Source organism: Methylobacterium sp. yr668, assembly GCF_900116245.1.
In the GTDB taxonomy this organism is placed as follows: domain Bacteria; phylum Pseudomonadota; class Alphaproteobacteria; order Rhizobiales; family Beijerinckiaceae; genus Methylobacterium.
In genome coordinates, this window is sequence record NZ_FOZY01000014.1 from 22,520 (window position 1) to 42,939 (window position 20,420).

The 20,420-nt window shown below is 72.4% G+C and carries 20 protein-coding genes; 5 read left to right on the top strand and 15 right to left on the bottom strand.

Annotated elements, in window-relative coordinates; translation table 11 throughout:
- Positions 1–98: 98 nt before the first annotated feature.
- Positions 99–1,109 carry a 2-keto-3-deoxygluconate permease gene (locus BM419_RS17925; RefSeq protein ID WP_091927232.1) on the top strand — a complete coding sequence of 337 codons (1,011 nt, stop codon included), beginning with the start codon at positions 99–101 and terminating at the stop codon, positions 1,107–1,109.
- Between the two features lie 19 nt (positions 1,110–1,128).
- Here BM419_RS17925 and BM419_RS32910 read toward each other — a convergent pair whose 3' ends face one another.
- Positions 1,129–1,392 (bottom strand): DUF1674 domain-containing protein, encoded by a 264-nt coding sequence (locus BM419_RS32910; RefSeq protein WP_244540799.1) that lies wholly within the window; start codon positions 1,390–1,392, stop codon positions 1,129–1,131.
- Between the two features lie 56 nt (positions 1,393–1,448).
- On the opposite strand from BM419_RS32910, the gene BM419_RS17935 reads away from it, so the two are divergent.
- From BM419_RS17935 to mscL, 4 genes are all read left to right on the top strand, one after another.
- Positions 1,449–2,828 carry an RsmB/NOP family class I SAM-dependent RNA methyltransferase gene (locus BM419_RS17935; RefSeq protein WP_175556326.1) on the top strand — a complete coding sequence of 460 codons (1,380 nt, stop codon included), beginning with the start codon at positions 1,449–1,451 and terminating at the stop codon, positions 2,826–2,828.
- A gap of 1,154 nt (positions 2,829–3,982) precedes the next feature.
- Positions 3,983–4,693: a phosphatidylserine decarboxylase gene (locus tag BM419_RS17945; RefSeq protein WP_020092368.1), complete on the top strand. Its 711-nt coding sequence runs from the start codon at positions 3,983–3,985 to the stop codon at positions 4,691–4,693.
- Positions 4,694–4,700: 7 nt separating this feature from the next.
- Positions 4,701–5,576 carry a CDP-alcohol phosphatidyltransferase family protein gene (locus BM419_RS17950; protein ID WP_020092369.1) on the top strand — a complete coding sequence of 292 codons (876 nt, stop codon included), beginning with the start codon at positions 4,701–4,703 and terminating at the stop codon, positions 5,574–5,576.
- 69 nt (positions 5,577–5,645) lie between these two features.
- Positions 5,646–6,065 carry a large conductance mechanosensitive channel protein MscL gene (gene mscL, locus BM419_RS17955; protein ID WP_020092370.1) on the top strand — a complete coding sequence of 140 codons (420 nt, stop codon included), beginning with the start codon at positions 5,646–5,648 and terminating at the stop codon, positions 6,063–6,065.
- A gap of 4 nt (positions 6,066–6,069) precedes the next feature.
- Here mscL and BM419_RS17960 read toward each other — a convergent pair whose 3' ends face one another.
- The 14 genes from BM419_RS17960 to BM419_RS18025 all read right to left on the bottom strand — a co-directional run bounded on the left by BM419_RS17960 (position 6,070) and on the right by BM419_RS18025 (position 20,154).
- A complete protein-coding gene (locus BM419_RS17960) occupies positions 6,070–6,345 on the bottom strand; it encodes a hypothetical protein (protein ID WP_020092371.1) in 276 nt (91 codons plus the stop codon).
- Positions 6,346–6,477: 132 nt separating this feature from the next.
- Positions 6,478–6,891, bottom strand: coding sequence for a DUF1236 domain-containing protein (locus BM419_RS17965; protein ID WP_020092372.1), 414 nt, complete (start codon positions 6,889–6,891; stop codon positions 6,478–6,480).
- A 126-nt stretch (positions 6,892–7,017) separates the two neighbouring features.
- On the bottom strand, positions 7,018–7,758 hold the full coding sequence (locus BM419_RS17970) for a NepR family anti-sigma factor (RefSeq protein ID WP_020092373.1): 741 nt from the start codon (positions 7,756–7,758) through the stop codon (positions 7,018–7,020).
- 163 nt (positions 7,759–7,921) lie between these two features.
- Positions 7,922–8,707, bottom strand: a complete 786-nt coding sequence (locus BM419_RS17975) for a class II glutamine amidotransferase (RefSeq protein WP_091927234.1) — start codon at positions 8,705–8,707, stop codon at positions 7,922–7,924.
- Positions 8,708–8,785: 78 nt separating this feature from the next.
- Entirely contained in the window at positions 8,786–9,097 is a 312-nt protein-coding gene (locus BM419_RS17980; RefSeq protein ID WP_020092375.1) for a hypothetical protein, read from the bottom strand.
- 1 nt (position 9,098) lies between these two features.
- Positions 9,099–9,758, bottom strand: coding sequence for a cytochrome c oxidase subunit 3 (locus BM419_RS17985; RefSeq protein WP_056523414.1), 660 nt, complete (start codon positions 9,756–9,758; stop codon positions 9,099–9,101).
- Positions 9,755–11,431, bottom strand: a complete 1,677-nt coding sequence (locus BM419_RS17990; protein ID WP_020092377.1) for a cytochrome c oxidase subunit I — start codon at positions 11,429–11,431, stop codon at positions 9,755–9,757. Before BM419_RS17990 ends, BM419_RS17985 begins: the two co-directional genes overlap by 4 nt.
- Positions 11,428–12,417, bottom strand: coding sequence for a cytochrome c oxidase subunit II (coxB, locus tag BM419_RS17995; RefSeq protein WP_091927235.1), 990 nt, complete (start codon positions 12,415–12,417; stop codon positions 11,428–11,430). The genes BM419_RS17990 and coxB overlap by 4 nt, the downstream gene beginning before the upstream one ends.
- Positions 12,414–12,902: a hypothetical protein gene (locus BM419_RS18000; RefSeq protein WP_091927236.1), complete on the bottom strand. Its 489-nt coding sequence runs from the start codon at positions 12,900–12,902 to the stop codon at positions 12,414–12,416. The genes coxB and BM419_RS18000 overlap by 4 nt, the downstream gene beginning before the upstream one ends.
- Positions 12,899–13,960: a hypothetical protein gene (locus BM419_RS18005; protein ID WP_091927237.1), complete on the bottom strand. Its 1,062-nt coding sequence runs from the start codon at positions 13,958–13,960 to the stop codon at positions 12,899–12,901. Before BM419_RS18005 ends, BM419_RS18000 begins: the two co-directional genes overlap by 4 nt.
- Positions 13,957–14,529, bottom strand: a complete 573-nt coding sequence (locus tag BM419_RS18010; protein WP_091927238.1) for a c-type cytochrome — start codon at positions 14,527–14,529, stop codon at positions 13,957–13,959. The genes BM419_RS18005 and BM419_RS18010 overlap by 4 nt, the downstream gene beginning before the upstream one ends.
- Positions 14,526–16,523, bottom strand: a complete 1,998-nt coding sequence (locus tag BM419_RS18015; RefSeq protein ID WP_091927239.1) for a DUF3341 domain-containing protein — start codon at positions 16,521–16,523, stop codon at positions 14,526–14,528. Before BM419_RS18015 ends, BM419_RS18010 begins: the two co-directional genes overlap by 4 nt.
- Before the next feature lie 2 nt (positions 16,524–16,525).
- Positions 16,526–19,498, bottom strand: a complete 2,973-nt coding sequence (locus BM419_RS18020; protein ID WP_091927240.1) for a TAT-variant-translocated molybdopterin oxidoreductase — start codon at positions 19,496–19,498, stop codon at positions 16,526–16,528.
- The gene (locus BM419_RS18025) at positions 19,495–20,154 is read right to left on the bottom strand and encodes a cytochrome c3 family protein (RefSeq protein ID WP_091927241.1); all 660 of its coding nucleotides are present in this window, start codon (positions 20,152–20,154) and stop codon (positions 19,495–19,497) included. The genes BM419_RS18020 and BM419_RS18025 overlap by 4 nt, the downstream gene beginning before the upstream one ends.
- Positions 20,155–20,420 lie beyond the last annotated feature (266 nt).

The following is a 20,420-nucleotide window of genomic DNA, read 5'->3' on the forward strand; positions in this document are numbered from 1 at the left end:
CCGAGAGGCGCCCGACAGAGGCGCGGGCCGGCGCGGCGTCCGCGATCCCGCCCGGGTCCGGCGCGTCGGCGGACGACCCGGATCGGGAGGGACGCGCCATGCAGATCAAGGCGGCGATCGACAGGATTCCCGGCGGCCTGATGCTGGTGCCGCTCCTGCTCGGGGCCCTGTGCAAGACCTTCGCGCCGGGCGCCCCGGCCTATTTCAAGGGCTTCACGCAGGGGATCATGACCGGCGTGATCCCGATCCTGGCGGTCTGGTTCTTCTGCATGGGCGCCTCGGTCAGCCTGAAGGCGACCGGCACGGTGCTGCGCAAGTCCGGGACGCTGGTGGCGACCAAGCTCGTCGCCGCCTGGGCGATCGTGCTGGTGGCCGGGCTGTTCATCCCGCCCGAGGGCATCCAGACCGGCTTCTTCGCCGGCCTGTCGATCCTGGCGATCGTCTGCGCGATGGATATGACCAATGGCGGCCTCTACGCCTCGCTGATGCAGACCTACGGCAGCCGCGAGGAGGCCGGCGCCTTCATCCTGACCTCGATCGAGTCCGGCCCGCTGATGAGCATGATCATCCTCGGCGCCTCCGGGGCGGCGCATTTCGAGCCGCAGATCTTCGTGGGCGCGGTGCTGCCCTTCCTGGTCGGCTTCGCCCTCGGCAACCTCGACCCGAAGCTCCGGGCCCTGTTCGCGCCCGGCGGCCAGCTGATGATCCCGTTCTTCGCCTTCGCGCTGGGGAACACGGTCGACCTCAACAACCTGCTCTCGCCGCTCGCGGGGCTCGGCATCGTGCTGGCGCTCGCGGTGATCGTCCTGACCGGCATCCCGCTGATCCTGGCCGACCGGGCGATCGGGGGCGGGACCGGCACGGCCGGCTTGGCCGCCTCCTCCACCGCCGGGGCGGCGGCCGCCAACCCGCTGGCGATCGCCGCCGTCGCCCCGCAATTCGCCCCCTCGGCGCAGACCGCCACCGTGCTGGTGACGATCTGCATCATCGTCACCTCGATCCTCGTGCCGATCCTGACCGGGCTCTGGTACCGGCGCTTCGGGGCGGGCGTGGCGGAGGCCCGGGCCGAGGAAGAGGCCGGCACGCCGCTGGCGGTCCCGGCCGAGTAGGCGCCCCGCGGCGGATCTCTCAGAAGTCGACCGCGAGGCCCTTCACCTCCCAGTCGTCGTAGCGGACCGGCTCCAGGCCGCCGCGCCCCTGGCGCTCCGGCTTGACGCTGATCTCGGCGGCCCGGGCGTCGATCGCCGCGCGGCGCTCGGCGGCCTCGGCGAGGGCGCGCTGCGCCGCCGGGCTGAGGATGCGGGGCGGGGCGGCGCCGTCTCCGGCCTCCTCGGCCGGGTCCTGTCGGTGCGGGTCCTGTCGGTGCAGGTCTCTTGCGGTCGGCTCTTGCATCGCGCTCGCTCGGGTGTGAGGGCGTGGGTCCGGAAGACGTCGGATCTGGAGCAGAAGTGGCATCGCGGGACACAGGCCGCAACACGCGGAACGCAGCGGCACCGGGCGGGACCGGTCCGGACATTGCGGGACTGGGGGCGCGCCGCGCGGCGATGCAGGCGGTCGCGGCCCTGATCGGCCAGGAGCGCCCCCCCGCCCTAGACGACGCCCTCGCCCAGGCGATCCGCGCCGAGGCGCTGGCGCCGGCCGATGCCGGGCTGGCGCGGGCCATCGCGGTGGCGACCTTCCGCCGCTACGGGCTGATCCGCGCCGCCCTGGCCGCGCGGCTCGAGCGCGGGCTCCCGGCGGCCAAGCCGCAGCTCACGGCCCTGCTGGCCACCGCGACCGCCCAGATCCTCGACCTCGCGGTCCCCGACCACGCCGCGGTCGACCTCGCCGTGCGGCTCGCCAAGGCGGATACCCGCACGGCCCATCTCGCCGGGCTCGTCAACGCGGTGCTGCGCCGGGTCGCCCGCGAGCGCGACGCGATCCTGGCCGCGGACGCCGACGCCCTGGCGGTCAACACCCCGGACTGGCTCGCCCGCCGCTGGGTCGCGGCCTACGGGCCCGAGCGCGCGGCCGCGATCGCTCGCGCCCACCTCGCGGGGGCCGCCATCGACCTGACCCCGCGGGGCGAGCCCGCCGACTGGGCCGCGCGGCTCGACGCCGTGACCCTGCCGACCGGCTCCCTGCGCCTGCCCGAGAACGGCCCGGCTATTCCCGAGCTGCCGGGCTTCCAGGAGGGAGCGTGGTGGGTCCAGGACGCCGCCGCGGCGCTGCCGGCCCGGCTCCTGGCGCCGCGGGACGGCACCCGCGTCCTCGACCTCTGCGCGGCGCCCGGCGGCAAGACCCTGCAGCTCGCCGCCACCGGCGCCCGAGTCACGGCGGTCGATCGGTCCGCACCGCGGCTGGAGCGCCTGCGCGAGAACGTCGCGCGGCTCGGCTTCGCCGTCGACGTCGTGGTCGCCGACGCACTCGCGCTGGAGCCGCAGGACCACGACGCCGTGCTGCTCGACGCGCCGTGCTCGGCCACCGGGACGATCCGGCGCCATCCGGACGTGGCCTGGACGAAGGCCGAGGCCGATATCGGGCGGCTCGCCGCGCTCCAGGCGAAGCTCCTCGACCACGCGGCCGGGCTGGTGCGGCCGGGCGGCCTCCTCGTCTACTGCACCTGCTCGCTGGAGCCGGAAGAGGGCGAAGCGCAGGTGGCGGCGTTCCTGGCCCGCGATCCCCGCTACGCGCGGGTGCCGGTCCGGCCCGAGGAGGTCGGCGGCGCCGCGGCGCTGATCGACGACCGCGGCGACCTGCGCACGCTGCCGTGCCACCTGCCGGAGTTGGAGGGCGCCCGCGGCGGCCTCGACGGCTTCTTCGCGAGCCGCCTCCGGCGGGCGGACTGACCGGGCACGCGGACCGGGTTGTCTAGAGGCGGGCCGGCGGTCCGCCCCGGCCCCATCATTTCGTGGGGTGCCGCAGGCGAGCCCGGAACCCGGACCTGCCGACGGTGCATTCCCGATCGTGTTGCAAAGGTCCGGAAGACAGGCGTCTGCGGGTCGGCACAGCCGCGCCGCGACGCGATCCCTCTCCCGCACGGGAGAGGGACCCGCGCCCGACTCTCACATCGTTTCCGGGTCATGAGATCGATTCCGCCGTCCTCGCGAGCGGAGCGAACCGAGCCAGCGGCGCTCCGCCTGCCGATGTTGCGCGACCCTGGGTCGCTTCGCTGCGCTCGCGATGACGGAGAAGCGTCGTCGTCGGCGGCGCGCGGCTCAGTTTCCCTTGACAATGTTCCTATTTTGTGCTTCCTGACCGCACCTGTCCGCGGCGGCCCGGGAGCGATCCCGGGGCGTCCTTCGGGGGCCCGCCCGGTGGCTGACCGGCCGGGTCCGGGGACGGGGCGGCGCCCGCGTCGGTGGCTCTCAGCCGCCATCGCCCCGGGCGGCGGACCGGTGCGGGGCGTGCCTCGGACGCGGGCGTGAGACCGGGCGGCACTCTGCCCGGCGGGGTGAGGAAATGCCCCCGCGCCGACCCGCCTCTGGGCCGACCCTGAGCGACCTGCGGACCCGCCCACTACGAGGCGGGGGACGGCTGGAAGGCCACGGCGCCGATGCGGGTTCCGGGGGTTGCGGGCACGGCGTGCCTGCACCTCGACAGAGACCGCTCACGGGGAGTCGCAGGACCGGGACGTCGGAGACGCCGCGACGAGACAGACGGCACCGGCCGGGGACCATGCCCGGCCGATGCCGCGGGGCGCCGCGGGGATCGGATCCCGCGCGTACTTGGCCGACACCTGGGTTCCCGCGGCGTCCCGCGTCCCTCGTGCTCGCCTCCCGGGCCATGCCCCCGGCGCCACGCGCGCGCGGGGACGATCACGCGTGTCCGCGAGCCTCGGCGTTTCGCGCCCGAATCGGCGCAGGAGCGCCCCCCGGCCGGAGCGGGCGCCCAGGCCCGCGGCGACCCGCGACCCCTGGAAAGTTGACGGCGGCCCGGCGGACTGCCATCCGCCCGTCCGACACGTCCGCCCGCCCGCGACATCCTCGAGTCCGAAGAGCCCATGACCGACCTGATCGAGACGATCCGCCGGACGCTCGTGCCGATCCACAAGGAGGGCTATCCCTTCATCCTGATCGGCATCGTGCTGACGGTGCTGGCCGGCTACTTCTCCCAGTTCTTCGGCTGGATCTTCCTGATCCTCACCCTCTGGGTCTGCTACTTCTTCCGCGATCCGGAGCGCGTCACCCCGGTGGCGGACGGGCTCGTGATCTCGCCCGCCGACGGGCGCGTGAACCTCATCGCCACCGTCCTGCCGCCGCCCGAGCTCGACCTGCCGCAGGTGCCGACCCTGCGGGTCTCCGTGTTCATGAACGTGTTCGACTGCCACGTGAACCGGGTGCCGGTGGCGGGCCGGATCGGCCAGATCCACTACACGCCGGGCCTGTTCCTCAACGCCGAGCTCGACAAGGCCAGCGACGACAACGAGCGCAACGGCATGGTCATCGAGACGACCCATGCCGGCCAGCCGAAGCGGGTCGGCGTGGTGCAGATCGCCGGCCTCGTGGCCCGGCGCATCGTCGGCTTCGTCGCGGCGGGCGACGTGCTCGGCGTCGGCGAGCGGTTCGGCCTGATCCGCTTCGGCTCGCGGGTGGACGTGTACCTGCCGGCCGGCTCGACCGTGCTGGTCGGCCTCGGCCAGAAGGCGGTGGCCGGCGAGACGGTGCTGGCCGATCTCGGCGGCGGCCCGGAGCGGCTGTTCAAGCGGATCTGAGGCGGCCATGGACGATCTCTTCCCGCCCTTCGCGCCCGACCCGAACGAGCCGCGGCCGCGCCGGTTCAAGCCGGTGCCGTTCCGGATGATCGCGCCCAACATGATCACCCTGATGGCGCTCTGCCTCGGGCTGACGGCGATCCGGCTCGCCTTCGAGGGCAAGTTCGAGCCCGCCGTCATCGCCGTGGTGGTGGCCGGCGTGCTCGACGGCATCGACGGGCGGGTGGCGCGGCTGCTCAAGGGCACGTCGCGCTTCGGCGCGGAGCTCGACTCGCTCGCCGACTTCGTGAATTTCGGCTGCGCCCCGGCCCTGATCCTCTACGGCTTCGTGCTGTTCCACCTGAAGTCGGTCGGCTGGATCGTGGCGCTGATCTTCGCCATCGCCATGGCGCTGCGCCTCGCCCGCTTCAACGCGATGCTGGACGACCCGAACCGGCCGGAATGGAAGAAGGACTTCTTCGTCGGCATGCCGGCGCCGGCGGGGGCGCTCACCGCGATGCTGCCGCTCTACCTGCACTTCCTGGGCTTCGGCATCGAGACCTGGGCGGCGCCGGCGGTCCTGATCTACGTGCTGTGCATCGCCCTCTTGGTGGTCTCCACGGTCCCGACCTACTCGGGCAAGACCATGGGCAAGCGGGTACCGCGCAGCCTCGTCCTGCCGATCTTCCTGTTCGGCGTGGCGGCTTTCGGCATCCTGATCAGCTACCCGTTCGAGGCCCTGGTGGCGGTGAGCGGCGGCTACCTGCTGACCATCCCGGTCGTCGCCGCCCAGTATCGCCGGCGGCTCAAGGCGGAGCCGGCGCTCCCGGCCGGGGAGCGGCCCGCGGCCGGGGCGGATGCGCAGCCCGAGAGCGGTGCGGAGGCGCGGCCGCCGGCCGTCTAGCCGGACCGGGCGCTGGCCGCCGCGGGATTCTCCCCTACCTTGGCAGCGTTCGTGGAGGGGGTTCCGGAGATGCTCGAGGAATTCAAGAAATTCGCGCTGCGCGGGAACGTGGTCGATCTCGCGGTCGGCGTGATCATCGGCGCGGCCTTCGGGGCCATCGTCAATTCAGCCGTGCAGGACATCTTCATGCCGGTGATCGGCGCGATCACCGGCGGGCTCGATTTCTCGAACTACTACATCCCGCTCTCGTCCAAGGTGCAGGCCGGCTTGCCCTACGTGGACGCGAAGAAGCAGGGCGCCGTCCTCGGCTACGGCCAGTTCCTGACGCTGACGCTCAACTTCGCCATCGTCGCCTTCGTGCTGTTCCTGGTGATCCGCGCGATGAATCGTCTGCAGCACGCCGAGGTCAAGAAGCCCGACGAGGTTCCGGCCGACGTGAAGCTGCTCTCCGAGATCCGCGACCTGCTGGCGACGAAGCCGCGCGTCTGACGGCTCAGCCCGCGCGCGTGTCGTCGTCCGACGGCTTCACCCCGAAGGCGTCGAGGATCTGGTCGAGGGCCTGCCCGACGGCGCCGGTGCCCTCCTCGTGGGTCTTCAGGCGGGTCTCGAGCCTGCGGATCTGCGGCTCGAACGCGTCGGGCACCGGGTCGTCGCCCAGGAAGCGCGGCTTGTCGGTCCCGACCGGCAGGACGCTGCGCAGCTGCTGGCCGAGATGGTCGCGCACCGGTTCCGGCAGGGTGGATTTCGGATCGGTGGGAGTGTCGCTCATGGTCGCCTCACGGGTCGAACCGTCGTCAACGGCCGGACGGATGAAGCGTTGCGCCGGCGGCCGCGTCTGCGGGAATGCCCCCGGAGCCAAGCTCCGGGGGCGTTCGGGCCGGCACGAGACCGGCCCAGGGTCTTAGTCGATGACTTCGACGATGCGGTGACCGCGGTCGACCAGCACCGGGCGGTCGTTCACCACGGTGTAGCGGTAGCCCGGCTGCACGCGGTACTCGCTCGGGACGTCGTAGTAGGTCACGCCCGAGTTCGGCAGGGTCGTGCCGACGGCGACGCGGCCGTCGTAGTCGTACGAGCGGACGTTGCGCTCGCGGACGTAGCTCCGGAAGCGCGGGGCCATGTCGACGCCGAGGATGCCGCCCACCGTGCCGGTGGCCGCGCCGACCGCGCCGCCGACGATGCCGCCGATCGGGCCGGCCGCGTCGGCACCCGCGGCGGCGCCGCGCTCGGCGCCCGGGATGGTGCCCTGGGCCTGCGCGGCCAGCGGCAGCGACAGGGCGAGGGCCGAGGCGGCGATGAGGGTCTTGAAGGTCATGCGGTGCGTCTCCGTTCCGTGGTGTTTCGCCGCGCGGGCGCAGCGAAGCTCGGGCCGGTAACGCCCGATCCCCGGAATCGGATGCATCTTTTTTTGTGGAGCGCCGGCCCGCGGCGGCCCGGGCGCCTACGCGTCCTTGGGCATCGCCGACTGGATGAACCGGTCGGAGCCGAGATCCTCCTCGTCGTAGCCCAGGAGCTCCGCGAGGCGGCCGCGGGCGCGGCTGACGCGGCTCTTCACGGTGCCGACCTTGCAGCCCATGATCGTCGCGGCCTCTTCGTAGGAGACGCCCTCGGCGCCGACCAGCACCAGCGCCTCGCGCTGGTCCGGCGGCAGCTTGGCGAGCGCCGACTGCAGGTCCTCGACGTCGAGCCTGTCGCCCTGGTGCGGCGCGGTGGCGAGCCGGGCCGCGTAGGACCCGTCCTGGTCCTCGACCTCGCGGACACGCTTGCGGTGGTCCGAGTAGAAGATGTTGCGCAGGATCGTGAACAGCCACGCGTTCAGGTTCGTCCCCGGCTGGAACCGGGCGCGGTGCTGCCAACCCTTCAGCAGGGTGTCCTGGACGAGGTCGTCCGAGCGGGCCGGGTTCGAGGTCAGCGACAGCGCGAAGGCGCGCAGCGACGGCACGGCCGCGAGCAGGCCGTTGCGGAATTCCGGCTCGATCGCCTCGCCCCGGGCGCGCAGCGCCGCCTCGAGCTTCTCGATCAGCTCGGCGAAGCGGGACGGCAGCGTCTCCTCGCCGATCCGGTCGTAGACCGTGCGCAGGTGCTCCCCGAGATGCGTGCGGATGCCGGGCGCCAGGTTCGGGCGGCCATCCCGAGTCCCGTCCTCCTGGGACAGGACGGTGTCGGTGTCGTCGCGGGTCATGCGTATCGCGCTCGTCAACTCATCGTGGCTCGACCTGTGGTCCCGAGCGGGTCGAGGCGGAGCGCTTGCCGGCTCGAACCGGTGGTGAGGTCCGGCCGATGCGCTCCTGTTACCGGGATTCTAGCGCATCGGCCGCGGCCATGCACCCTCGGGCAAAACACACTTAAGCTAAGTTGGCCGGTCTCAACAGCCGGATCGCCCCGTCGCGCAGGGTCAGGACGTCGCCGCGGGCGAGATCGGTCCAGCACTCGTCCCGGGTCAGCGCCTGCGTGGCGATGACCGTCACCACGTCGTGCTCGGTGGTCTCCTTGGCGAAATCCACCTGCCAGTCCTCGTCGATCAGGGTGGCCTTCCCGAAGGGCGCGCAGCGGGTGAGATAGCAGAGGCGCTTGCCGCAATGGGCGTAGAGGGTGCGGCTGTCGGTGAGCAGCATGTTGAACACGCCGAGCGCGTGCAGCTCGCCCGCGAGGTCGGCCACCGCCCGGTCGAGGGTCTCGGGGCGGGGCAGCGCGCGGAACCGGGCCTGGAGCCGGCCGAGCATCCAGCAGAAGGCGTGCTCGCTGTCGGTGGAGCCGATCGGCATGAAGCCGCCCAGCGGCAGCCGCTTCACGCCCTTGAGCTGACCGTTATGCGCGAAGGTCCAGCGGCGGCCCCACAATTCCCGGGAGAACGGGTGGGTGTTCTCCAGGCTGACCCGGCCGCGATTGGCCTTGCGGACATGGGCGACCACGATCCGGCTCTTGATCGGCATGTCGCGCAGGAGCCGGGCGAGCTGCGAGCGGGCGCTGGGCTCCGGCTCGTGGAAGCTGCGGCAGGTGCGGCCGTCGTAGAAGCTGATACCCCAGCCGTCGGCGTGCGGCCCGGTCTCGCCGCCGCGCCGGGCGAGGCCCGCGAAGGAGAAGCGGATGTCGGTCGGCACGTTGGCGCTCATGCCGAGCAGTTCGCACATCGTCTTTCAGCCGGGCCATGCGGGGAAGCGGCCCCGTTTAGGAGCGTTCGGCCGTCCCGACAACGGCTTTCGCGCGGGTCAGCGGGCGAGATAGTCGGTCAGCGTCATGCCGACCATGATGGCGACCCAGAAGAAGCCGAGCCCCGAGAACAGCCGGATCAGCGGCGGCTCGTGGATCACCTCCATGGAGACGAGGAGGATCAGCGCCACCATCACGGCGACGACCGCGAGCTCCACGATCCAGACCTGCGCGAAGGGGAGGGTGGCGCCCAGCGTCACGTTGACGGCGAGCAGGGCGAGCAGCGCCAGGAAGGTGAGGACGGGCGTGCGCAGGCGCTTCCGGAGCAGGGCGCGGTCGTCGGCGCTCAGGGTCGCGAGGGGGTTCCGCATCCTACCGGTTCACCACGTAGAGGATCGGGAAGGCGAGGATCCAGACCAGATCGATGAAGTGCCAGTACAGGCCGTAGACCTCGATCCAGTTCTGGTGCCGGGCGAGGAACCCGGCCCTGGCGGCCATCCACGTCATGCCGAGCAGGAGCGCGATGCCGGTGAACAGGTGCAGCGCGTGGAGCAGCGTGGCGACGTAGTAGAGGTTCACGAACAGCCGCGCCGCCGGCGTCTCGGCGAGGGCGAAGGGCCTGTCGCTGAGGAACGGCATCATGTGCTCGGCCCAGTCGGCGTAGTACTCGTAGCCCTTGAGCACGAGGAACAGGCCGCCCAAAGCCGCGGTCGCCAGCATCGCCCGGACCATGGCGCGCTGCCAGCCCATGCGCGAGAACTCGATCGCCATCGACATGGTCAGGCTGGAGCAGATCAGCACCACGGTGTTGGTGGCCCCGATCCAGAACTTCAGGTGCTTGGCCGCCGCGACCGTCGCCTCGGGGTGCTGGATCCGGGTGATCAGCGCCACCAGGAACAGGGCCGCGAACAGCAGGAGCTCGGTGATCAGCCACGCCCAGATGCCGAGCGTCGCCGCTTCGCGCTGCTGCGCCACGCTCTCGAAATGGTGGGCGCGGGCGACCCCGACGCCGTCGGCGAGGGGCTCGCTCATCCGTGCTGGTCCCGGGCTTCCTGGGCCTGGATCGGGTAATCGTAGGGGATGCGCGGCACCTCCGGCGGGGACAGGAAATTGTGCGTCGGCGGCGGGGACGACGTCTCCCACTCGAGCCCCTTCGCGTTCCACGGGTTGGCGGGCGCCTTCCGCCCGAACCAGAGGGAGTAGACGAGGTAGAGCATCGGGAAGAGGTAGCCCGCCGCCAGGATCGTGGCGCCGGCCGAGGACAGGACGTTCAGGAGCTGGAACTCGGCCGGGTAGGTCGCGTAGCGCCGCGGCATCCCCAGATAGCCGAGGATGAACTGCGGGAAGAAGGTCACGTTGAAGCCGAGGAAGATCAGCAGCGCCGAGACCCGCCCCCAGGGCTCGCTGTACATGCGGCCGGTGAATTTCGGCCACCAGAAGTGCAGGCCGCCGAGGAAGGCCAGCACCGTGCCGCCGACCATGATGTAGTGGAAGTGCGCGACCACGAAGTAGGTCGCGTGGATGTGCTGGTTGATGGCGAGCGTCGCGAGGTAGAGCCCGGTGAGCCCGCCGAGCACGAACAGGCCGATATAGCCCATCGCGTAGAGCATCGGCGTGTCGAGGCGCAGCGCCCCCTTATGGATCGTCGCGGTCCAGTTGTAGACCTTCACGGCCGAGGGCACCGCCACCGCGAAGGACAGGGCGGAGAATACCAGCGAGGCCAGGTCGCTCTGGCCGTTGACGAACATGTGGTGACCCCAGACGAAGAAGGTCACCGAGGCCAGCCCGATCGACGCGTAGGCGACGAAGCGGTAGCCGAACAGCTTCTTCTGCGCGAAGGCCGGGACGATCTCGGAGATCACCCCCATGCCGGGCAGGACCATGATGTACACGGCCGGGTGCGAGTAGAACCAGAACAGGTGCTGGAACAGCACCGGGTCGCCGCCATAGGCCGGATCGAACACGCCGATATGGAAGGCGCGCTCCGCGATCAGCAGGATCAGCGCGGTGGTGATCACGGGCGTCGCCAGCAGGAAGATCAGGCTCGTGGCGTAGTGCGCCCAGACGAAGATCGGCAGCTTGAACCACGTCATGCCGGGCGCCCGCATGGTGTGGATCGTGACCACGAAGTTGAGCCCGGTCAGGATCGACGAGAAGCCCACGATCGTGACGCCGATCAACGCCGGCAGCACCCAGGTGTTCGAGAAGGCGGTGGAGAGCGGAGCGTAGAAGGTCCAGCCGGTATCGACCCCGCCCAGCACCACCGAGACCAGGGTGAACAGGGCACCAGCCATGAACACGTACCAGCTCGTCAAATTGAGCTTCGGGAAGGCGAGGTCCCTGGCCCCGATCATCAAGGGGATCAGGAAGTTGCCGAAGGTCGCGGGGATCGACGGGATCAGGAAGAACCAGACCATCACCACCCCGTGGATGGTGAAGGCCTTGTTGTAGGTGTCGTTGGTCATGATCGCGCCGTTCGGCACGATCAGCGCGAGGCGCACCACGCCCGCCGCCAGGGCGCCGATCACGAAGAAGCCGGTGATCGAGGCGAGGTAGAGGATCGCGATGCGCTTGTGATCGGTGGTGAGGAACCACGAGCGCAGGGTCGATTCCGCGTGCAGGTAGTCGGATTTTCGCCCGATCGTGGATTCGGGGGCGTGGGGTTCCCGGCGGGCGGTGCCGCCGACGCTGCCCGATGCGCTCATCGTGTCGCTCCCGGCAGCGTCGCGTCCGCGGCCTTGCCGGAGGCCGGACCCGCGTAGGATTTCAGGAAATCGATCAGCGTGCCGAGCTCGTCCGCCGGGATCCGGCCGGCGAAGCTCGGCATCACCTGCTTGCCACCGCCGGCGAGCCGGTCACCGTTCGGGTTCAGGATCTTCTCGCGCAGCCACGCGTCGTCGGCGGTGACGGTGCGCCCGTCCGCGAGCTTGACTTGGCTGCCGTAGAGGCCCGCGAGGCTCGGCGCCTTCACGGACGAACCGGGGTCGTGGCAGCCGGCGCAGCCATAGGCCTCGTAGAGCGCCCGGCCCGCCGCGACCTTGCCCTGCTGCGCGCCGGCGTGGGTCAGCCAGTCCTGGTAGTCGCCGGGATTCATGAAGGTGACCTCGCCGCCCATCACGGAATGGTCGGTGCCGCAATATTCCGAGCAGTAGAGATGGTAGGTGCCGGTCTTCTCGGCCTTGAACCACAGGTCGGTGTAGCGGTCGGGCAGGGCCGCCACCTGCATCCGCACGGCCGGCAGGTAGAGGGCGTGGATCACGTCCTGGCTGATGATATGCAGCCGGATCGGCTGGCCGATCGGCAGGTGCAGGTTGTTGATCTCGGACTGGCCCGTCGGGTGCTGGAACTTCCACATCCACTGCCGGCCGATCACCTCGACCACCATGGCGTCGGGGGGCGGGTTCTTCGACTCGACGAACAGTCGGGCACCCCAGACGAAGAAGATCAGCGTCAGCAGGAACGGAATCAGCATCCAGCTGATCTCGATGAGGTTCGACCGGATGCCCGAGGGGCTCCGGTCCGCCTCGGAGCCCTCGCGGTAGCGCAGGGCGAAGTAGGTGATCGCCACGAAGACCGGCACGGTCAGCAGCAGCGTCAGCACCGTGAAGGCCAGGATCAGCAGGTCGGTCTCGGTCGCGGTGGCGGAGACCGCGGCGGGCCAGAGCTGGAGGGATTCGTGGCTCGGCGTCATCGCGCGGCGGGCTCCGACGGTTCGAGGGAGCGGCCGACGGTCAGGTCCATCGCGCGCCCGATCGGGATGCGGGCGCGAGTGTGGGCCTCGTCCCGGTAGCCGTAGCCGGAGAGGCGCGCCGCGGCCTCGGCCCGCTCGCGGTCCAGGTCGGCGTAGGGGTCGGCCTGCAGGTTCGGCGGCGGCGGCGCCAGCCGCGTCGTCTGCTGCGGCGTCAGGGCGGGCAGCGCCCGGCGCTGGCTCGCCGCGAAGGTGCCCATCAGCCAGACCATCGCGCCGACGACCGCCAGCGCCGCGAGCGCGAGGCCCGCCATCACCAGCACGGTGTTGCGGACGTTGACGTCGCGCGTCTCGTGCCCGGGATCGTCGGGATGGCGCTGGGTGTTGGCCGCCGGGCGCGGCGGCCGCCCGTTCAGGAGGCCGCTGCCGCGCAGGGTCAGCCCCGCGAGGATCGCCGGGATCAGGCCGGTGGGTCCGTCCGCGCTCATGCCGGCCTCCCGGCGCGGCGGGCGGTCGCGGCCGCGCGGTCGGCGCGCGGACGCATCAGCGGGCGCAAAGCGGCCGCGAGGCAGGCCACGGCGCCGGCGGCCAGCACGTCGCTCGGCCGGAGGACGAAGCGGTCGCGCACCGCCGGGGTGACCAGCCAGAACATCTCCAGGGCGTGGACGGCGAGCGCCGCGCCGGCCAGGATCCGGGTGGTCGGGCGGCCCGGCCGCAGGGTCGCGAGCCCGGCCAGGACCACGACCGCGCCGGCCACGATCGCCAGCGCCCGCCCGACCCAGCCGCCGCGGGCGAGGTACCACGCCACCTCGGGCGGCAGGTTGGCCGACCAGACGATCAGGAACTGCACGAAGTGCATGTAGGCCCAGAGGCCGAGCAGCACGACGAGGGGGACGAGCCGGCCCCGGCCGGGGGCCGTGCGGCCGCGCCCCACGGGCTCCGGCTCCTCCCAGGCCAGCAGGATCGCCGCCGCGAAGGCGAGGCCGCTCCACGCCGTCATCACCAGGAGACCCAGGAGGGTGGAGTCGAGCCGCGGATCCAGGGAGGCGACGACGTCGGTGACGAACAGCGTGCCGATGACCGCGTGCAGCCCCACCGCCGGCACGGTCCGCCCCTCGCCGGGCGCGTCGAACGGTCTGGCGAAGCGCAGCGCCAGCCAGGTCCAGGCCGCGAGGTAGGCGATGACCCGGACCGCGAAGAACGGCACCGTGAACCACAGGGCGGCCAGCGGCGTGCGCGCCGGGGCGCTCACCCACGGATAGAGCAGGGGCGCGGCGGCCAGCAGCGGCAGCGCCAGCACGGCCGCGACCGGCATCAGCGCCGTCAGCCGGCGCAGGCCCGCCAGCATCTCGATGCCGCCGCGCTCGCGGACCCGCTTGCCGAAGCGCTCGGCCACGATGACCACCGGCAGGGCGCCGACCGGCAGGGCGAGGAGGACCAGCCACGCCGCGAGATACGAGGCCGCGGCTCCGCGCCAGCCGCCCGCGATCAGGCAGACGGCCAGGAGGACGAGGCCGGCGAGGCCGAGAAGGGCGGGGCGCCTCACCGCGCCGCCTCCAGCCGCGCGCGATCCGCCTCGGGCAGGCTCGCCACCGGGGCGTCCTGGCTGAGCTGGAGGGCGCGGACGTAGGCGACGATCGCCCAGCGGTCGGCGGAGGGGATCATCTGGGCCATGCCGAACATCGCCTTCCGGCCGTTCGAGATGGCGTCGTAGAGGTCGGACGCGGAGGCCGCGCGCACCGGCCCGGCGGTGAGGTCGCCGGCGGACGGGAAGCCCCGGGCCACGATCATCCCGGCGCCGCGGCCGTCCTGCCCGTGGCAGGGGGTGCAGAACACGCCGTAGCGCTCGCGGCCCTGGTCGAGCAGCGCCCGGCTGATCGCCTGCGGCTGCGGCGCCGCGCGGGCCGGATCGATCCGCGGCACGGTGCCGGCCACCGGCTGGCGCATCGTGATCTCGCGGGGGAAGAACGGATTCTTGTCCCAGGTCTTGGTCTTGGCCCGGGCCTGATCGGCCATGTCGGCCTCGCCGCAGGCGGCGAGCGGCGCGAGGGCCAGGCAGGCGAGGAGGGCGCGTGGCCCGGCGCGGCGGGCGGTGCGGCGGACGGCGCGCCTCATCGCGGGATCCGCCGGATCTCGAGGGGGCGCCCGGCCTCGGCCGGCAGGGAGGCGAGCCGCCGCTCGATCCGCGCCGCGTCGAACCGGTCGCCCCGCGCCTCCGCGGAGAGGAAGAACCGGTCCTCCGAGGCGCGCAGGAAGCCCGGGATGTTGAAGGCCGGATGGTTCAGGCGCGGCAGGCGGTTGAGCACGAGGAGCGCGAGGTGGATCGCCACGCAGCCGGCCATCATCGCGAAGGAGACGCTCGGGACCACGAAGGACGGCCAGGACAGGCGCGGGCGGCCGCCGATCAGGAACACGTAGTCGTAGGCCGTGGCGTAGATGCACAGCGCGAAGAAGCCGAAGCCGCCGAGCAGGGCGCCCGCCAGGGCGTAGGGCAGGATCGAGCGCCCCTCCAGGCCCAGGGGCCGCAGGGTGCGGGGCATCGGCACCGGTCCGTGCCCGTCGAGATGGACGTGGTCCGGGCCGATCCCGGACACCGCCTGGAGGGCGGCGGCGAGGTCGCCCTGGCTCGCGAAGGTCGCGGACACGCCCCACAGGGGCGCGGTGACCGGGTTCTCCTCGGGGCGACCCGTGGCCCCGGACGCGGCCGCGCGGGCGGCCTCCTGCGCGGCCGGCGACGCCGTCAGGGCGAGGCGGCGGCTCTCGACGATCGAGACGGCCGGCAGGTAGCGCAGGAACAGGAGCAGCAGGGTCAGGAAGAGCCCGATCGAGCCCGCGAAGGTGGCAATGCCCCAGATGTCGGTCGTGTAGGGCAGCCTCGAGGAGGGCAGGAAGTCCTGCGTCAGGGTGACGACCAGGACCATGACGTGGTCGGCGTAGGCACCGATCGCCACGAGGAGCCCCACCGCCGCGATCGCCGGCGGCGCCGTGCGGGCGCGGGCGGACCACAGGATCTGCGCGGGCAGGACGAGGCACAGGACCGCCGTCCAGGACACCAGGGCGTGGTCGCCGGTCATGCGCCGGACCAGGACGCCGCGCCCCTCGGCGTCGCCGTTGAGGAAGGTGTCGAAGTACTCGGCCGCGTAGCAGTAGGCGCTGGCGCAGCCGAGGCAGAGCAGCAGCCGCCCGAGCACGTCGAGATGGCGGTCCGTCACCAAGGCGTCGAGGCCGTAGACGAGGCGGATCAGCATCACGGTCACCGCCGTGACGCCGACGCCCGAATAGACCGCGTTGACCAGGAAGCTCACCGGCAGCAGCGTGCTGTGCCAGCCGGGCATCAGCGAGCCCGCCAGCATGACCGAGGCCCCGGTCTGGACCGAGACCACCAGCAGCACGCCGAGGAGCGCCACCGTCCGGTAGGCCTGGACCCAGATCTGCCAGTGGGCCGCCGAGCCGCGCCAGCCCGAGGCGAGGATGCCGTAGACCTGCGCGCGCAGGAGGGCGAGCTTGCGGGTCGGCGCCTTCGCGTCGAACTGGCGGAGCGCCTCGACGTGGGCCCGGTCGCGCAGCGTCGCGAGGTCCGGCAGCAGGCCGATGAACCAGAGGCTGACGCAGATCACCAGGAACGACACGATGTCGATCGCGTCCCACAGGAGCGGCGAGCGGAACTGCGGCCAGAGATCGTAGGTGTTGGGGTAGGGCAGGTTCCAGAAGAAGAACCAGGGCCGCCCGAGATGGATGATCGGGTAGAGGCCGGCGGCCGCGGTGGCGAGCAGCGCCAGGGTCTCGGCGACTCGGTTCACCGCCCCGCGCCACTCCGCGCCGAGCAGGAGCAGGATCGCCGAGACCAGCAGGCTGCCGGAGGCGACGCCGATCCACCAGTCGTAGCTCGCGATGTCCAGCGCCCAGACGACGGCGTTGTTGTTCGCCCAGATGCCGGGGCCGGCGTAGAGCAGGTAGCCGAGGGTGAGGACGAACAGGCCGAGGAGCGAGGCCGCCCCCGCGAAGGCGATCCACCAGCGGCGGTTACCGGGATGCGTCAGCGGGATCTCCGCGACCGCGCCGCCGATGTCCTCGAGGGTCGCGTCGGGCCGGATCAGGGCGCCGGACATGCTCAGCCCTCCCGTCCGTTGGGATCGGCGGCCGGGGCGAGCCCGGCGAGGTAAGTGGTGCGCGGCCGCGTGTTGAGATGCCCGAGGAGCGCGTATTCCCGCGTGTCCCGGCGGGCGGCCGAGACCTGGCTCCCCGGGTCGGCAACGTTGCCGAAGGTGATCGCCCGGGTCGGGCAGGCGCCCTGGCAGGCGGTCTCGACGCTGCCGTCGGGGATCGGCGCGTGGGCGTCCTTGGCCGAGGTGATCCGCGCCGCCGTGATCCGCTGGATGCAGTATGTGCACTTCTCCATCACGCCGCGGGACCGGACCGTGACCTCGGAGTTGCGCTGCTGCTGCTCCACCGGGGTCGTGCCGCCGGTATAGTCGCGGTAGTTGAAGCGCCGGACCTTGTAGGGGCAGTAGCTCTGGCAGGTCCGGGTGCCGACGCAGCGGTTGTAGACCTGCAGGTTCAGGCCCTCGCTGTCGTGGAGCGTCGCCTCGACGGGGCAGCCGAGCTCGCAGGGCGCCTGCTCGCAATGCATGCAGGGCACCGGCTGGAAATGCGTGGTCGGGGCGTCGAGGCCGCCCGCGTAGTAGCGGTCGACCCGCAGCCAGCCCATCCAGCGGCCGAGCGCGACCTCCTCGCGCCCGACGACGGGGATGTTGTTCTCCGCCTGGCAGGCGGTGACGCAGGCGTTGCAGCCGATGCAGGCGTCGAGGTCGATGGCCATGCCCCACTGCGCGGCGACCCAGCGGTCCTGGCTCTCCGGGGGCGGGTAGAACGAGGCGGGGGTCGGCGCACCCTTCGGGTCGCCCGCGGGCGCGGCGCCGAGCGCCTGGACGCGCACGAGGTCCTGCCCCTCCATCGTGCCGAGGTGCTGGGTGGTCACCGGCTTGCGCACGCGGCCGGTCTTCGTCAGCCGTGCGCCGACGAGGCGCCAGGTCGAACCGGCCGGGCGCAGGGGCGCGGAATCGTAGCCGAGGCCGCGGGCGAGGTGGTCCGGCACGTCGCGGCCGTAGCCCAGGGTGAGGGTGACGGTGTCGTCGGCCTGGCCGGGCAGGATCCAGGCCGGCCCCTCGACCGCGCGGCCGCCGGCCTCGACCCGCAGGATGTCGCCGGTCGCGATCCCCGAGCGCTCGGCGAGGCGCGGGCTCACCGCGACCACGTTCTCCCAGACCACCTTGGTCAGCGGCTTCGGGAGTTCCTGCAGCCACGCGAGGTCGGCGTGGGTGCCGTCCCAGATCGTCGGATCGGGCCGGAACAGCACTTCGACCTCGCCGGCGGACGCGGAGGATGGGGCGGCCGCGGGGGCCGCCGCCTGCGTCAGCGCGACGGTCTCGGCCGGGCGCGCGCTGCCCGCCCAGAAGCCGAGGCGCAGGGCCTCGGTGAAGCGGGCCTCGAAGGCCGCGTCGTCCTCGCCGGCGCTGCGCGCGCCCGCCTTGAGGAGGTCGAGGGCGTCCTGGCCGCTCTCCCCGCCCTCGCCGCCGGCCAGGAAGGCCAGCATCTCCGAGGGCGTCCGACCGTTGTAGAGGGGCGCGACGGTCGGCTGGATCAGCCCCACGGTCCCGTCGAGGGACCGGATGTCGCCCCAGGATTCCAGCGGGTGGGCGGCGGGCAGGTGCCAGTCGGCGTGCGCGCCGGTCTCGTCGTAGTAGAGTCCCGCGTGGATCTTGAGCGGGACGCGCGCCATCCGGGCGGCAAAGTCGAGGGCGCCCGGCGCCTCGTAGACCGGGTTGGCGCCGAGCACGACGAGCGCCTTGACGGCACCCTGATCCATGGCCTCCGCGAGCTCTGCCAGGGTCCCGGCGCCCGTCTCCTCCGCGGGCGCCGTGTGGACCAGGGTCGCCCCGGTGTTGCCGAGGACGCCGTTGAGGCGGTGGACCAGCGCGTGCAGTTCCGGGCTCGCGGTCAGGCCGGCGGTGACGATGCCGCTTCCCCGGGCCTCGGTGAGCGCCGTGCCGGCGCCCCGCGTCCAGCGCGCGACGGGGTCGTCGCCCATCGGCGCCGCGCCGCCCGCGGCCAGGGCGAGGAGGTCCCGGGCGAGGTCCTCCAGCCGGCCGGCCGGGACCGCGAGACCGTAATCCGCCTTGGCGCTGGTCAGCGTCGGCGTCGGCGCCGCCGCGTGGAGGGTGAGGAGGCGCCCCTCCGCGTAGGCCGCGCGCCGCGCCTCGCTCCAGCGCCGCGCCAGGCCGACCTGGCCCGGCCCGAGGTCCAGGAAATCGCCGTCCAGCGCCACGATGGTGCGGGCGCGGCCGAAATCCGGGATGGTCTCCAGCGGCCGGCCGTAGGCCTGGCGGGCGCCCTCGTAGATCCCGCCGCGGCCGGCCCCGGCGCCGGTGTACCAGCGCAGAGCCGGGTAGGCAGCCCGCAGCCGCGCGATCTGGGCCGCCACGCCGGGCGACGTCACCGGGCCGGTGAGCAGGGCGAGACCCTCGCCCCGGCTCTCGCGCCAGCCCGGCATCCGCGCCTGGAGATCCGCCCGGAACGCCGGCCAGGAGCTCGGCCGGCCGAGATGCTGCACCGCCTGGGAGCGGAACGGGTCGTAGAGCCCGAGGACCGAGGCCTGGGCCAGCACGTCGGTGCCGCCGCGGCTCCAGGGATGCTCGGGGTTGCCCTCGATCTTCAGGGGGCGGCCGTTGCGGGTGGTGACCAGGATGCCGTTGCCGAAGCCGTCGAACACCGCCGAGGAGGCGTAGGACAGGTCCGTGCCGGGCACGATCCGCTCGGGCTGGTTGACGTAGGGCACCTCGTAGTCGCGGCCGTTGCCCCCACCGCAGGCGGTGAGGCCGCCCAGCGCGAAGGAGGCGGCCATGAGCTTCAGGAAGCCGCGCCGCTCCGGGGCGGCGGCGAGCCGGGACGCCGACGGGAACTCGGCCGCCAGATAGGCGCGGAACTCGGGGCTGTCGGCCACGGCGTCGAGGCTGCGCCAGAAGCGCGGTCCGTCGCCGCCGGCGAGTTTTTCGCGCAGGGCCGCGATGTCGGGGGCGCCGGTCATCGGTGGCAGATCCCGCATTCGGTCAGCCGCTCCCCGCCGCGGATGTGGTACTGGGCCACGAGCTTGGGGCCCAGACTCGCCTGGTCGGCCGGCGGCTTCCAGGACATGTTCCAGACCTGATCCGGCGTGCGGACGTACTTCTCCGGGGCCCGGTGGCAATCGAGGCAGAACTGCATCTCGAAGGCGTTGGCCCGGTAGGTCATCTGCATCGACGTGACGTCGCCGTGGCAGGTCGAGCAGCCGATCCCCTTCGTCACGTGGACGGAGTGGTTGTAGTAGACGTATTGCGGCAGCTTGTTCAGCCGCTTCCATTCCAGTGGCTTGTCCTGCGCGTAGCTGTCGCGCACCGGCTTGAGCATCTCGGAGCCGGTCCAGATCTGCGAGTGGCAGGTCATGCAGGTGTGCGTCGGCGGGATGCCGGCGGTGGCCTCCCGGTCGACCGTGGTGTGGCAGTAGCGGCACTGGATGCCGAGCTCGCCGGAATGGTGCTTGTGGCTGAACGGCAGCGGCTGGGCCGGCGCGATCCCGACGCCCGTGACGTAGTTCGAGCGCACGATCCCGGCCGCCAGGACCGGGACGCCCACTAGGCAGGCCACGCCGGTCATCAGCGCGAGGCGGTAGAGCGCGTCGGCGCCGGGGGTGAACAGCTGCGCCATCAGGCCGTCCCGGACGTCGAGCCGGCCGTGCCGTGCCCTTCGGTCTGCTCAGCCCCTCGCCGCACGCGTCACCCCATCCTCTGGTCCCGCCCGAGATCGGCTGCGCCGGCACGCCCACGCGATGCGGTCCGGGCGGACGCGGCGAGCGGACCTCGCGGCACGCTCCGGATCGCGCCGCGTGCAGGGAATCGAACCTAGAGCGCTTCCAGACCAGGGCTAGAACTTGGATCAGTCCGGCCGACATGTCGCATGGGGCCGGGCCGCGC